This is a genomic window from Inediibacterium massiliense, from assembly GCF_001282725.1.
Taxonomy (GTDB): Bacteria; Bacillota; Clostridia; order Peptostreptococcales; family Thermotaleaceae; genus Anaerophilus; species Anaerophilus massiliensis.
In genome coordinates this window covers 308210-321987 of record NZ_LN876587.1, presented here as the reverse complement: position 1 = coordinate 321987, position 13778 = coordinate 308210, and the positions used below count along the sequence as shown (strand labels likewise).

At 28.6% G+C, this 13778-nt stretch carries 17 protein-coding genes; 3 read left to right on the top strand and 14 right to left on the bottom strand.

All coding sequences use genetic code 11. The features are described 5' to 3' along the window. Positions 1-265: 265 nt before the first annotated feature. From BN2409_RS10085 to BN2409_RS10070, 4 genes are all read right to left on the bottom strand, one after another. Positions 266-982, bottom strand: coding sequence for a PrsW family intramembrane metalloprotease (locus BN2409_RS10085; RefSeq protein WP_053956510.1), 717 nt, complete (start codon positions 980-982; stop codon positions 266-268). A gap of 79 nt (positions 983-1061) precedes the next feature. After that, the gene (locus tag BN2409_RS10080; protein WP_053956509.1) at positions 1062-1616 is read right to left on the bottom strand and encodes a DUF6648 family protein; all 555 of its coding nucleotides are present in this window, start codon (positions 1614-1616) and stop codon (positions 1062-1064) included. Positions 1617-1745: 129 nt separating this feature from the next. Continuing rightward, on the bottom strand, positions 1746-2186 hold the full coding sequence (locus BN2409_RS10075; RefSeq protein WP_053956508.1) for a hypothetical protein: 441 nt from the start codon (positions 2184-2186) through the stop codon (positions 1746-1748). Positions 2187-2239: 53 nt separating this feature from the next. Further along, positions 2240-2929: a metallophosphoesterase gene (locus tag BN2409_RS10070; RefSeq protein WP_053956507.1), complete on the bottom strand. Its 690-nt coding sequence runs from the start codon at positions 2927-2929 to the stop codon at positions 2240-2242. A gap of 143 nt (positions 2930-3072) precedes the next feature. Between BN2409_RS10070 and BN2409_RS10065 the strand changes: the two genes are divergently transcribed. Further along, positions 3073-3708 (top strand): nitroreductase family protein, encoded by a 636-nt coding sequence (locus BN2409_RS10065; RefSeq protein ID WP_053956506.1) that lies wholly within the window; start codon positions 3073-3075, stop codon positions 3706-3708. A 64-nt stretch (positions 3709-3772) separates the two neighbouring features. After that, positions 3773-4345: a flavin reductase family protein gene (locus BN2409_RS10060; RefSeq protein ID WP_053956505.1), complete on the top strand. Its 573-nt coding sequence runs from the start codon at positions 3773-3775 to the stop codon at positions 4343-4345. 24 nt (positions 4346-4369) lie between these two features. Here BN2409_RS10060 and yjbM read toward each other — a convergent pair whose 3' ends face one another. From yjbM to BN2409_RS10030, 6 genes are all read right to left on the bottom strand, one after another. Beyond that, entirely contained in the window at positions 4370-5167 is a 798-nt protein-coding gene (gene yjbM, locus BN2409_RS10055; protein WP_053956504.1) for a GTP diphosphokinase, read from the bottom strand. Between the two features lie 135 nt (positions 5168-5302). Next, positions 5303-5977 carry an HAD family hydrolase gene (locus tag BN2409_RS10050; RefSeq protein ID WP_053956503.1) on the bottom strand — a complete coding sequence of 225 codons (675 nt, stop codon included), beginning with the start codon at positions 5975-5977 and terminating at the stop codon, positions 5303-5305. A 92-nt stretch (positions 5978-6069) separates the two neighbouring features. Beyond that, positions 6070-7080: a type I glyceraldehyde-3-phosphate dehydrogenase gene (gene gap, locus BN2409_RS10045; RefSeq protein ID WP_053956502.1), complete on the bottom strand. Its 1011-nt coding sequence runs from the start codon at positions 7078-7080 to the stop codon at positions 6070-6072. Between the two features lie 161 nt (positions 7081-7241). Further along, entirely contained in the window at positions 7242-8207 is a 966-nt protein-coding gene (mnmL, locus tag BN2409_RS10040) for a tRNA modification radical SAM protein MnmL/YtqA (protein ID WP_053956501.1), read from the bottom strand. Positions 8208-8219: 12 nt separating this feature from the next. Further along, positions 8220-8624, bottom strand: coding sequence for an adenine nucleotide alpha hydrolase family protein (locus tag BN2409_RS10035; RefSeq protein WP_053956500.1), 405 nt, complete (start codon positions 8622-8624; stop codon positions 8220-8222). A gap of 201 nt (positions 8625-8825) precedes the next feature. After that, the gene (locus BN2409_RS10030) at positions 8826-10097 is read right to left on the bottom strand and encodes a M14 family metallopeptidase (RefSeq protein WP_053956499.1); all 1272 of its coding nucleotides are present in this window, start codon (positions 10095-10097) and stop codon (positions 8826-8828) included. A 118-nt stretch (positions 10098-10215) separates the two neighbouring features. Between BN2409_RS10030 and BN2409_RS10025 the strand changes: the two genes are divergently transcribed. Next, positions 10216-10458 (top strand): hypothetical protein, encoded by a 243-nt coding sequence (locus BN2409_RS10025; RefSeq protein WP_053956498.1) that lies wholly within the window; start codon positions 10216-10218, stop codon positions 10456-10458. A 60-nt stretch (positions 10459-10518) separates the two neighbouring features. Here the strand turns inward: BN2409_RS10025 and rlmN are convergent, their stop codons facing one another. The 4 genes from rlmN to BN2409_RS10005 form a co-directional block, all read right to left on the bottom strand. Then, the gene (gene rlmN / locus BN2409_RS10020; protein ID WP_053957710.1) at positions 10519-11556 is read right to left on the bottom strand and encodes a dual-specificity RNA methyltransferase RlmN; all 1038 of its coding nucleotides are present in this window, start codon (positions 11554-11556) and stop codon (positions 10519-10521) included. Between the two features lie 50 nt (positions 11557-11606). Then, a complete protein-coding gene (locus BN2409_RS10015) occupies positions 11607-11852 on the bottom strand; it encodes a DUF1292 domain-containing protein (RefSeq protein WP_053956497.1) in 246 nt (81 codons plus the stop codon). A gap of 170 nt (positions 11853-12022) precedes the next feature. Continuing rightward, a complete protein-coding gene (locus BN2409_RS10010) occupies positions 12023-12781 on the bottom strand; it encodes a peptidylprolyl isomerase (RefSeq protein ID WP_053956496.1) in 759 nt (252 codons plus the stop codon). A gap of 57 nt (positions 12782-12838) precedes the next feature. Next, entirely contained in the window at positions 12839-13777 is a 939-nt protein-coding gene (locus BN2409_RS10005) for a DMT family transporter (protein WP_053956495.1), read from the bottom strand. Between the last annotated feature and the right edge of the window lies 1 nt (position 13778).

Genomic DNA, 13778 nt, shown 5'->3' with positions numbered 1-13778 from the left:
AAACTAAGCCTCCTTACACTGAATAATCGTTTCGTAAAACCTTTGTACCTATCCTCAGTTTTTCTCTTTTAAAAAAGAATACCTTGAAATTTAAAATTTGTAAATATTTTTTAAACAATTTAAAAAATCGAAATATATCTTCCCTTCTCATGAAAACAATAAAATATGCCAAGGTTAACGCTTAATTTATTTTACATATTTTTTATAAAAAAAATCCACTCTTATGAGTGGACTTTATCCATAATATTAATAAAAACTTTCATTTTTATTCTAAAGGCTCTTTTTTATTCTTCATATTTTTGTAAATACTTCTAGATTCATGAGTATATTCATTGAGTCTCCTTAAATTAATGACCCAAAGATAAATCACAAACGGAACTAAAAAGATCATTAAAATTGGAATCTTTGACATTAAAATAAAATCAAATATACCATGTAAAATGACAGGTAATAATAAGGATTTTCTTAAATAATTTTTTCTGATTCCTTCATGCATTGCAAACTTTGATAAAGACAAGTAATACCCCATTGTAATACCAAAGAGCATATGCGCAGGAACAGATAAAATCCCTCTATACAATCCTACATAAGGATTTGTTGCAAATCGAAATACTACATACATAACATTTTCTACAGTGGCAAATCCTAATGCGGCAAAAGTAGCATACACAATACCATCTAATTTTTCATCAAAAGCTTCATGATGATAAGCAGTTTTTAAAACTACTGCTCTTTTAAAAAATTCTTCTGTAAATCCAGCTACAATAAAAGCTGTATAAGCTGCTGCGAATACTCCAGAAAAAATATTAAACCTTTGAAGTATTCCTTCCACAAAAGCTGTAGGAATAACAGATAAAGCTCCTAGAATAAATGCTTTTAATAAAAGAGAAGTAGGCTCTTTGTCATATCGATCTGTTAAATAAATTCCTAAAGCAAGAGCAATTCCAGGAGATACAGCAATAATAAAAAGTCTTGTTGTCATTTTTTACATCCTTTCTTATTATGACTCTACTTATTATTTGTATATAGATCATTTTTTAGAAAGGATATTTTTTCAAGATTTAATATCTTTCATTAATATATTGATCAATTAAAGATTTTCTTTTTTTTGATATAAAAACTCCTTCTTCTTTTAAACGGACTAACAACCATTCACTTATTGAATGTAGTATTACATGTTGATAATCCTTTAAAACAATCTCAAATAATTTATTCTCTAATGCTTTGGACTCTACTTTTACAAAATAGGCTTCTACATTTTGAAAATCAAGATATTCTAGTAATTTTAAAGTAGTCTTATCTTTTTGACTATAATAATATTGAGAATCTTTTCTTAACTGATCTATCAGTTGAGGATGTTTTTGTTGAAGTTTTGAATCCTTTGACTTCATATAACTATATTTGGCAAGCATATTATAATATTGATAGTTATAAATTCCTTTTTCAAAAGAATTAATTCCATTTTTAAAAGGTTTTAATTTTAATCCTTTTATGAAAAAATAATGTTCTTCAATAAATTCTTTCTTTGTGATATCACCCTTTTTAAACTGACGAATCAACGCCTCTCTATTGTCAAAAAATTTATCAAAAACACTTTCTTTCATTTTGTAATTCATTTTTCACACCCAATTTCTAATATAATGTATTTTCTATTTTATTATATCATTGATATAATAAAATCGCATATTTTATTCAGTTTACAAAAAAACAAAGTGATATTCACTTTGTTTTTTAATATTTTTTGTCTAATCTCTATTTCTATGTTTAATATGCATTTTTGCTTTATCATGATCATTCATAGACATCTTTAATTGTGTTTTAGCTAGTTCTATTTCCTTTTCTAACTCTTTTCTACAACGTGGGCAATACTTATGATGGGCAGATAAAAGAAGACACCCACACCTTTTACATTCAAAATTTAAATATTCATTTGGAATCTCAAGAAGTCTCCCATCTCTTATAAAATTATTAATCACATAATAAGGAACCCCTGTTTCTTGTTCAATTTCAAACGCAGTTGCTCCTGGATATTCACTTAAATAATCTTCGATCTTATCAAAGACTTCTTCAATCCTCTTAAAACAATCTGGACAATAATCATATAGTGAATTTTCATTAATTGGCTTTTTACATCTCTTACAAGTTCTAATCTGAATTCCTTTAGTATATTTTCTTTGATTTGTCATAGTCCACCTCTCATGAAAGATGCATTTTTTCTATTATATCATAGCTTTATAAATTATAATATTCTTAATGGCATAAAATCAATATAATCACAAGAAACTAAATGATACTCTACTCCATTTAAAAATCCTTGTAATCCCATTTTAAAAGATTCCTTCCCATGTAGATGCCCATATATTACTTTTTTGACTGAATAAGATTCATAAATATTTGTAAACTCCGATGGCTCTATTTTATCATTTGTAGGAGGATAATGAGTCATTACAATAATATTTCTATATCCTCCTTTAGTCGCTTCATCCAATGATAATTTTAACCTATGAATTTCTCTTTCGTATATTTTTTGATCATGTTGGGTAAATTTTTTATCATTAGGACAAATCCATCCTCTTGTTCCACATATAGCTAAATCCTCATAGACCAAATAATTATTTTGTAAAAATTTCATATTCTCAAACATATTATTAAGCTTCGTTACAGAGCTCCACCAATAATCATGATTCCCTCTTAAAAGAAATTTTTTTCCCGGAAGATCCTGTATCCATTGCAAATCCTCCATAGCTTCTTTTAATGTCATTCCCCAGGAAATATCTCCTGGAATTAAAATAGTATCTTCTTGATTAATCGTGTTACACCAATTTTCTTTAATCTTTTCATGATGATTTTCCCATTGATATCCAAAAATATCCATGGGTTTATGTACAGATAAACTCAGATGTAAATCTCCTATTGCAAATAATCCCATTTGTTCACCTACTTTTTATAAAGTACATAAATATTATACCCTAAATCAAAATAATTTTCTTAACAAAATTCTATCCCATTGAAGAAAGTTGAAAAATGCTATATAATAGCAAATAACATACACAAGACAAAGGAGGAAGAATATTGAAAAATTTAGATTTTATTTACAAAAGACACAGTGTACGAAAATTTAAAGATGTATCTGTTCCTATAGAAGATATTCACAAAATTATTGAAGCTGCTACCTTTGCACCATCAGGTAAAAATATTCAAAATTGGCGTTTTGTAGTAATTTCAAACAAAGAAAAAATAAAACAAATTGCAAATATTATAGAAAATAAAAATGCTGATCTTGCAACTCATTTAGAAAATGAAGAAGAAAAAGTGAAATTTACAAAATTTGTAAAATACGCAACCTTCTTCACAAAAGCTCCTGTACTTATTTTAGTATATGCTGGTCCTTATGAAGCTACTGGCCTTGATGTACTTAAAAAAATTAAAGCTCCTACAGATGAAATTCATGATCTTTTAAAACGAAGTCCTTTAATTCAAAGTGTGGGAGCTGCAATGGAAAATATTATGCTTTCTGCTACTCATCTTGGTTATGGAACTTGTTGGATGACAAGTCAAAATTATGCTGCCAAAGAAATTGAAGACTTTGTTGGATTTAAAGAAGAAGGATATTTTCTAGCCGCTATGACTCCACTAGGAGTTCCTGATGGAGAACCAAAAAGTCCTTCTAGAAAACCAATTCAAGAAGTAATGACGATTATAGAATAAAAATATATTATAAGGGGACATGAATATGTCTCCTTCATTTTTCATATGAAAAGGAGAAATGTGTATGACAAAATTAACTTGGAAACCTGGAACTATGGTCTATCCTGTTCCTGCTGTTTTGGTATCCTGTAAAGATGAAGAAAAATATAATATCATTACAGTAGCATGGACAGGTACTATATGTTCTGATCCTGCTATGACTTATATTTCTTTAAGACCTGAGAGATATTCTTATGATCTAATCAAAAAAACAAAAGAATTCGTCATCAATCTCACAACAGAAGATTTAGTATATGCTACAGATTTTTGTGGTGTCAAATCTGGAAGGGATGTAGATAAATTCCAAACTCTAAATTTAACACCTCAGAAAGCTACAAAAGTATCTGCTCCCTTGATTTTAGAAAGTCCTGTCAATATTGAATGTAGAGTCGAAGATATTGTTCCTCTAGGTTCTCATCATATGTTTACTGCAAAAGTTTTAGCTGTAAATGTAGATGATCAATATATGGATGCTAAGAATAAATTTCATCTTGAAAAAGCAAAACCTATTTGCTATTGTCATGGAGAATATTATAATCTAAAAAAACCCCTCGGCCATTTTGGATTTTCTATAGCCAAAAAAAAGAGAAAAAGATAAAGAGATGTAAAATTTTACATCTCTTTATTCTAAGGATTCATATTTTTCAATTGCATATTTTATATCTTCAGCAAGATCTTTTAACTCTAAAATATTTCCATGTTCTAAAAGATCATCAAATTTTTCTCTAAATTGATTCACTTCCTCTTCATCCCCTATGGGCTTTAAAATCTGTATATTATTTACAATACTTGAAACTGTACTAGATTTGGCTTCAAATAATCTTTGTGCATTAATTACTTCATCTCGAATTCCCCACATTTCCATATCTAACCGATATGCAGCTTCTGCAGATCTTTTGAGTCTTTCTTGAATATGATTCGGAACATCTTTTTTATACTTATAATTTAGAGAATGCTCAATAGTAGCCCAAAAATTCATAGCCAAAGTACGTATTTGAATCTCAGCCAAAATTTTTTTAAGTCCAAAAGCCGTTTGAATAGGATATCTTATAATCATATGATAACTTCTATATCCACTTTCTTTTTGATCTTTTATGTAATCTTTTACATATAAAATTTCTAAATCTTTACCATCTCTTTGTTCAATAAGCTCTACAACTTTGTAAATATCATCTACAAATTGGCACATGATACGGATTCCTGCAATATCTTCCATTTTCTCTTCTATTTCATCTTCAGAAATTTCATATTTTTTCGCTTTTTCTAGTATACTAGATACTTTTTTTACTCTTCCTGTTACAAATTCTATGGGAGAATATTCGCTCATTTCCCTTAATTCATTACGAATTCCTTTAAATTTTACTTTTAATTCTTCTACTGCTTGTTGATAAGGTATTAGAATTTTTTTCCAATGTCTCATCCTATCTCACCTCTTACGTCTTTATACCCACAAAAATTTTTATGATAAAACTTTATGTTTTTTATAGTTTTAAAATAATCTATCTTTACAATACCATTTTATTGTAATCTTTTCAATGACTACGCCATAGAGTCCTTATAAAAATAAATCAAAAAATTTTTGGATGTCTCCTAGATTTTCAAACAAATAATCTGGTTCGTCTTTGAATAATTCTTCTTTTGTATCAGACCCTGTAGAAACAGCAATACTACGCACTCCTAATTTTTTTGCACAATAAATATCTTTTGTAGTATCTCCTATTACATAAATATTTTCATTTAAATAATTTATTTCTTTAAACTTTTGTGCTTTTTCTATTGCCTTTTGAACCATTTGCCATCTTTGTACTTTGTCATCTCCAAAACCTCCTAGAAGAAAATATTCATCTATTTCATGAGCTTTTAATTTAATTCTAGCTCCTCTTTCAATATTTCCAGTTCCTAAAATATGAAAAATATGATCTTGATTTTCACATTGAAGAATTTCTTTGATTCCTGGCAATATTTGTATATATTTTTTATTTTTTATAACATCTTCTAAAATTTTTACATATGTATCAAAAAACAAATCCATGTTTGCATAAGAAATATTATTTTGTTTCAATGCATCTTCAACAATACAAGCATCTAGTCTCCCTGACAAAGAAACCCCTCTAAATCCATTCTCAATTCCAAATATCTTATAAAATGTTCTATTTAAAGCTTCTCTTCCGCAATCTTTTGCATCAATCAAAGTGCCATCTACATCCCATACAACCAATATATCTTTCATAACACCTTCCCCCTATAAATCATTTCTTTTATTATATCATGTTATTACATAGACAAAAAAATAATCCTGCTTATTAAAAGCAGGATTATTTTTTAGCATCCCATTTTTCCCATATATTCAGCTAAATCAATCACTCTGTTAGAATATCCCCATTCATTATCATACCAAGATACTACTTTTAACATATTCTCTCCAACCATCATAGTAGATAATGCATCTACAATAGAAGATCTATAATCTTTTTTATAATCTATAGATACAAGTGGCTCTTCACAATATCCTAATACTCCAGATAAAGCTCCTTCAGAAGCTTCTTTTAATTTTTGATTTACTTCTTCAGCTGTAGTATTTTTTTCTAATTCAACAACTAAATCTACTACAGAAACTACTGGAGTTGGTACTCTCATAGCCATTCCGTTTAATTTTCCCTTTAAATCTGGTAATACTAATGCAACTGCCTTTGCAGCTCCTGTTGTAGTTGGAATAATAGATTCTGCCGCTGCTCTTGCTCTTCTTAAATCTTTATGTGGTAAATCTAATATTCTTTGATCATTTGTATATGCATGTACAGTTGTCATAAGACCTTTTTTAATTTTAAACTCGTCGTTAATAACTTTTGCAACAGGTGCTAAACAATTTGTTGTACAAGATGCATTAGACACAACATGATGTTTTTCTGGATCATATTCTGTATGATTTACACCCATTACAATAGTTTTATCTTCATTTTTTCCTGGAGCAGAAATAATTACTTTTTTTGCTCCCGCATCAATATGTTTTTGACAATCTTCTCTAGCTGTAAACTTTCCTGTTGATTCAATTACAATATCTACTCCTAATTCCTTCCAAGGAATTTGTGCTGGATCTCTGTATGCTGTAAATTGAATCTCTTTTTCTCCTATAATAATAGATTTTTCAGTAGCTTTTACATCATAAGGTAAAATTCCATATAAAGAATCATATTTAAAAATATGTGCATGCTTTTCTGGTCCACTTGTACTGTTAATCGCCACAATTTCTATATCCATTTCTCTTTCTAACCAAGCTTTTAATACATTCTTTCCGATTCTTCCAAAACCATTGATTCCTACTTTAATTGACATTTTATTCCCTCCATTTTCCCATATGTACACATATATCCTAAGATATGCGCTAATTGTATGTACTATTTATTATTTGTGTTATATTATATTATAATAATACCATAAATTATATAAATTGTATATATAGTTATATTTTTTTTCAAAAAAAGAATACTCATTTCTCATAGAGTATTCTCTTTTTTATGTATATTCTTTAATCCTTTACCATTTAAATAATCAAATCTTTTTCCTTGATAGCTATCTAGCTTATCCATCTTCTCCTCTAACATATCCTTAATTTTCCACCAACTTGTATTCCAATTACAAAATAAAGTATTTTCCTTTGGCGCCCTTCCAATAATTCTTTGAAAAACAATATTAGGATCAATATATTCTAAAAAAAGAATCACTCTATGGATATAATCCTCTAAAGGCATCATTTCAAATTCTTTATCTTCATACATTTTTCCCATAGGAGAATCCTTTACAATATACAAAGAATGGAGCTTTACTTGATCCACTCCTAAAGAAGATAATATTTTAGCTCCTTCTATTACATCTTCTTCCTTATCCCATGGAAAATTTAAAATCATATGAGCGCAAGTTTCAAAACCATATTTTTTAATACGCACAATGGCATCAATAAATTCTGCAAGGGTATGCCCTCTATTAATTTTTTTTAGCGTATGGTAATTGACACTTTGAAGTCCTAATTCAATCAATATATTTATATTTTTCTTATCCTTTATCTCTTTTAAAAAAGATAAATAATCATCATGAATACAATCTGGTCGTGTAGATATAGAGATTTCTACTATATTTTCCTCACAAGCTTCTAATATATATTCTTTAAATATAGAAAGAGGAAGATAGGTATTTGTGTAATTTTGAAAATATGCAATAAATTTATTTGCTTTATATTTTTTTTGTATATAAGAAATGTTTTGAACCAATTGCTCTTTTATAGATAAACTACTGGGCAGATTTTCAAAACCTGCCCCTTCTTCTCCACAAAATATACATCCTCCACATCCTAAAGTACCATCTCTATTTGGACAAGTAACGGGCAGATGAATAGGAATTTTATATACCTTTTCTTTATATTTTTCTTTTAAATAACTAGAATAGATCCTATACCGATTTAGCATAAAAAATTCTCCTTAACTTACTTTTTCCTTCTTTTGTACAGGTACAATTTCTATTTCAATACCTTCTGACAACTTCTTTTGTAATTTGTTTACTACATTTTTATCTTCATTTTCATAGGATTCCCCTAAAATAATCAAATGTATGTTATTTTTTTGAGCTAACTCTCCTAAAGTTGTTAACACATCATGAGATCTTACTACTGTAAGATTTGCCCCATAAGCTTTAGATTTTTCAAAAAGATATTCTAAAGCATCTCCTTCTTTAGATTTTCCTAAAAAATGCTCTCCTTCTTTTGCTACATGAATAACAAATAATTCTCCATCCTGTTGATCTCTTATTTGTGCACCTCTTCTAATTAGTCTTTCACAGGTCTTTTGCTGGGTTACACATACCATAATATTATATTCTGTATTCATTTTAAGACCCCTTTCAAAAATGAGAAGTATTTATTTGATGGATTTTCTCTCATTTCATTATACTATAAAGGTCTGTTTCCTGCTAGTATACCTAAAAGCAGAATATATCATACAGTCTTAATTAAAATAGATATCCACATAGATAGAGGCTGAATCATTAAATTTTTTTTATATATCAAAATAAAAAGTGGCATAAGCCACTTATACTAATGGTGCTAATAAAAGTATTTCTTCATTTTCCTCATAAATCCTTGGAAATTGTTCTATAGGAAGAGGATTGACTCCTTTTCCTGCCTCAATAGTATATCCTGGTCTTTTGTAGTCTTGTATAAACCAATCTTTATATCCTGCATAAGAAGTAATTCCATAAGTTTGTGCTAAATCATATCCACTTACCTTTGAAAACAACTCTCCAATTTCCTTTGCTACAGGAGGTGCCATATTTTCAAAGTTCCAATAAATTACTTCTCCTTGAGTATGATAAGCCAGTACCAATCTAAAATTGTGATTTCTTGTAAAATCTGCTACTGCCTTTGATTCTGGTTCTGATTCTGGATAAGGTCCTGAATACCTTGTAGGCCCTGGTCCATATACACCATATGCAGGCTCCATTTCCTTTGAAAGCTCCCATAATGCATTATAATTATGATTTAAATCTACACCTCTTATATTTGCTTGCCAGTTTTTAGAAAAATCTGTACTTCCATTATTCCATTGAATCAAGTTTTCATAGTATGGATTATTTGGATCTAGACCATTGAGTACTAAATTCACACCATCTGGATTGACCATAGGTAAAATATAAATCGTACTTTTCTCCCATATATCTTGTACATCATATGCTCTGATTTTTTCATTCTTTATATAAGCCTTTGAAAAATTTTCTACAAACTTCATTAAAAGTGGAGAAGTAATCCATTCTAGTGAATGATGGGCTCCATTATAAAAAACTTGATTTGGCCCATTTCCAATTTTAATATAGTATAGATTTTTTCCTAAAACACTTTTTCCTGCTACTCCTACTTGTAAAAATGGATATCTTGCCTTTAGTCCTAAAATATCCCTTTCTAAAATTTCATAAGTATAATCAATATTTGTATCTACTACATCTATTCCGAAGGGAACAATAAGCTTTTGTCCTATTTGAAGGTTATAAGGATTAATATTTGGATTAGCAGCTACTATATTATTTACATTTGTATAATATTTTTTTGCAATCTTATACATAGTATCTCCAGGCTGTACTATATATTCATCATATCCTAATAAAAGAGGTTCTAAAGCTTTGTATGTTTGAGGTCCAATAATTCCATCCGGAGTTAGTCCATTATCCCTTTGAAAATTTTTAACTGCTTCTTCTGTTTTTGTTCCAAATATACCATCTATAGGACCCGGATCGTATCCTATCTTTTTTAAAAGAGCCTGAATTTCCATTACATCCGTTCCCTGTGATCCTCTCTTTAGAATTCTCAAAATTTTCGCCTCCTCTCTTTATCATCATATCCTGTTTATCTCTAATATGTGCAGATCATCTTTTAAGAAATGAAAAATATGTTATACTAATAAGGAAAACAGTAATAGGAGGCAGAATATGAATCAATATACAAAAGTAATCGGACTTACAGGTACTTATTATACAAAGGAATTTGTAAAAAAGAAGCATCATAAAAATAAAGTAAGAGAAGTAAAACCAGAAACTGTTGCAAAAGTATTTTTAGAAGGAAATGCAGAAGTTTTAGTTTATTTTTTAGAAACGGATAAAGAAATTCTCATCACTCCATTGAGCAGTCCTGAAGATATTAAAAAATATTTAGGAAAAGAATTTATATCATAAAAAAAATGTGTTCATAACTTAAATCCTTTTATTTTAAGTTATGAACACATTTTATATGGATTAATTATTTTTTAAATATCTTCTTCTTAATTGTCCACAAGCAGCTTGAATATCTCTTCCTAATTCTCTTCTTATGGTAGCTTCGATTCCTTTTTTCTTTAATATATTTTGAAAATTTCTTACTCGATCCATATTTGCTCTTTCATATCCTCTTTCATCTACTTGATTGAGAGGAATCAAATTCACATGACACAATATATTTTTTATTTTTTTTGAAAGTTCTATTGCATCTTTTTCTCGATCATTTACATCTTTAATTAATGCATATTCAAATGTAATTCTTTTATTTGTTTTTTCTGTATATGATTTGCAAGCCTTTAATAATTCTTCCAAAGGATATTTTCTATTAATAGGCATCATACTGCTTCTTAGTTCATCATTGGCAGCATGTAAAGAAATAGCAAGAGTTACTTGAGGTTTTTTTTCTGCGAAATCTAAAAGCTTAGGTACAAGTCCACAAGTAGATATAGTGATATTTCTAAGTCCAATATTTAAACCATTCTTATGATTTACAATTTCTAAAAATTTTAAGACCTCTTCATAATTATCAAAAGGTTCTCCACTTCCCATTAAAACTACATTAGATACTCTTTCTTTTGCATCCTTTTGTATAGATAAAATTTGATCTAGTATCTCTCCTGCTGTTAGATTTCTAATCACTCCTTCTAATGTAGATGCACAAAAACTGCATCCCATCTTACATCCTACCTGAGTCGATACACATACAGAATTTCCATGTTTATACTTCATCCATACACTTTCTATGATGTTTCCATCTTCTAATAAAAATAAATATTTTCTAGTTTCATCTATTGTAGATATCAATACATTTTCAATTTTAAGTGTACTAATATAAGCTTTTTCTTTTAATTTTTCTCTTAAATCCTTAGAAAGATTTGTCATTTCATCTAAATCTTCTACTCCTTTATGAATCCAACTAAAAATCTGCTTTCCTCTAAATTTCTTTTCATTTAATGTTTCTAAAAAATTTTCTAATTCTTCTATGGTACAACTTTTTAAGTCTATTTTTTCTTGCATATTCACCCATTTCACTCCTTGATAAAAACCTTAGTGATTTTCACCAAGGTTTATTCTTCATCAAAATAAGATTCATATTCTTCTAATACCATATTAAATTCATCATCATCTTCTACAGGTATGTATTCTTCTTTTCCATCTTTTTCAACTACTTTATATACATAAGCATCTTCATCTTCTCCAATAGGTGCCAAAAGAGCATATTTATTTTCTTCCATCTCTATAGTATCTACTACTTCCATATCCTCTTTTTTTCCTTCTTCATCTAAAAGAGTTACTATTTTTTTATTTTCCATATAGATTCTTCCTTTCTCTTATTTATTTAATATTGTAAACAATATGTAAATAATTTAAACCTACCTACAAAAGGACCTCTGTATCACTTACAAACAGTTATCAAAGTCATAAAAATTAGGAACAATTGACGGATTTTATGACTTTGTCTACAAAAGGGCCAATATGGCCCTTATTTTAGTAAATCTTCATGTGTTGTAATTTCATATTGATCTCTTAATCCATCTGCATAAGATTTATATGTATCATTTTGTTTCATTCTTAACATATAGTCTTTGATTGTATTTTTTACTTCTTCAAAAGGAATCTCTTTTTTATCTTTTTTATCTTCTACTAAAATCAAATGATATCCAAATTGAGTTTTTACCGGTTCACTCACTTTTCCTATTTCCAATTCAAAAGCTACTTTTTCAAATTCAGGAACCATTTTTCCTTTTTCAAATTCTCCTAAATCTCCACCATTTGCTTTAGATGGACACTCTGAATACTCACTTGCTGCATCTTCAAATTTTTTACCAGCTTTTATTTCTTTTAAAATATTTTGTGCTTGTTCTTCTTCTTTTACTAAAATATGCTTTGCATGTACACAAGGTCCTTTTACAAATTGCTCAGGATTTTTTTCATAATATTCTTTTACTTCAGCTTCATCTACAACAACTGTATCTAATAATTTTCTTACAGCATATTGCTTTAAAAGATTTTCTCCTACAGCTTTTAACTCTTTTAAAAATTCTTCATCTTGATCTAATCCTTTTTTCTTTGCATCTAAATAAAGCATTTGTTGTGTAATCATTTCATTTAAAAGATATTTTTTTCCTGCTAAAGTATTCAATTGCATTTTTTGTTCTGCTGGTGCATGTTGTACCACTAGCTCTAAATCTTCTTTTGTAATTTCACATCCATTAACAGTAGCTAAAACTTGTTTATTCATATAAATTCTCCTTTTTATTAGTATCTTATTTATCATAACATAATATAAAAGTCTAGTCTAATGATTCCTTATGTCTTTATTTGTAGGTAATTGATGTTTTTTTTCTCCATAATAATTTGTACCCCATACCCCTATAAGAATCATGCCTGTTCCTATGAATTGATAGATTCCAAAGGGCTCTTTTCGAATCAATACCCCAGCTACAATAGAGACTACCGTAATCAAATTAGAAAAGATTACAGCTCTGGAGGCTTCTAATTTTGATAAATTATAATTGGTAAGGAAAAAAGCAACCACTGAAGATAATATACCTAGATAAAAAATAGCAATCATGACTTTTGGTTCTTTCAATGACAAAAACATTTCTTCTACGTTTCCCTTTACTAAATGAGAAATGAAAGATATTCCTCCAAAGAACACGGCTCCTGTACACATCATAAAAAATGTTATTTCAACAGGTTTAAAGCTCATGGATAATTTCCTTGATAAAATATTTAAAATGGATGCACATAAAACACCACATAATAATAATAATAATCCTATGAAGCTTCCACTTCCATCTGTACTCTTCATTAAAACTACCAAAATGACTCCTAAAACAGATATACTTATGGAAAAAACTTGAGGTTTTGATGGAATTTCTTTTAAGAATATAGCAGCTAAACAAGTTACTACAATGGGTATGAGTGCCATCATCACCCCTGCTTCTGAGGTAGTCGTTTTTTGTATACCTAGTGTTTCGAATATAAAATAAAATGATGGTTGGAATAAAGCCAGTATAAGTAATGCTCTTACATTTTTTCCTTTATAATCTATTCTTATAATTCCTATACATCTCAAAATAATCAAAGCAAGAGCTGCTGTTCCAAATCGAAAAGTCAAAAGATCAAATGGATTGATCGTATCTAGTGCCTCCTTTGTAAATAAAAAAGAAAACCCAAATATAAAAGAGGTAACGAGACCGGCTATAATTGGTAATATTTTTTTTTCTTTCATT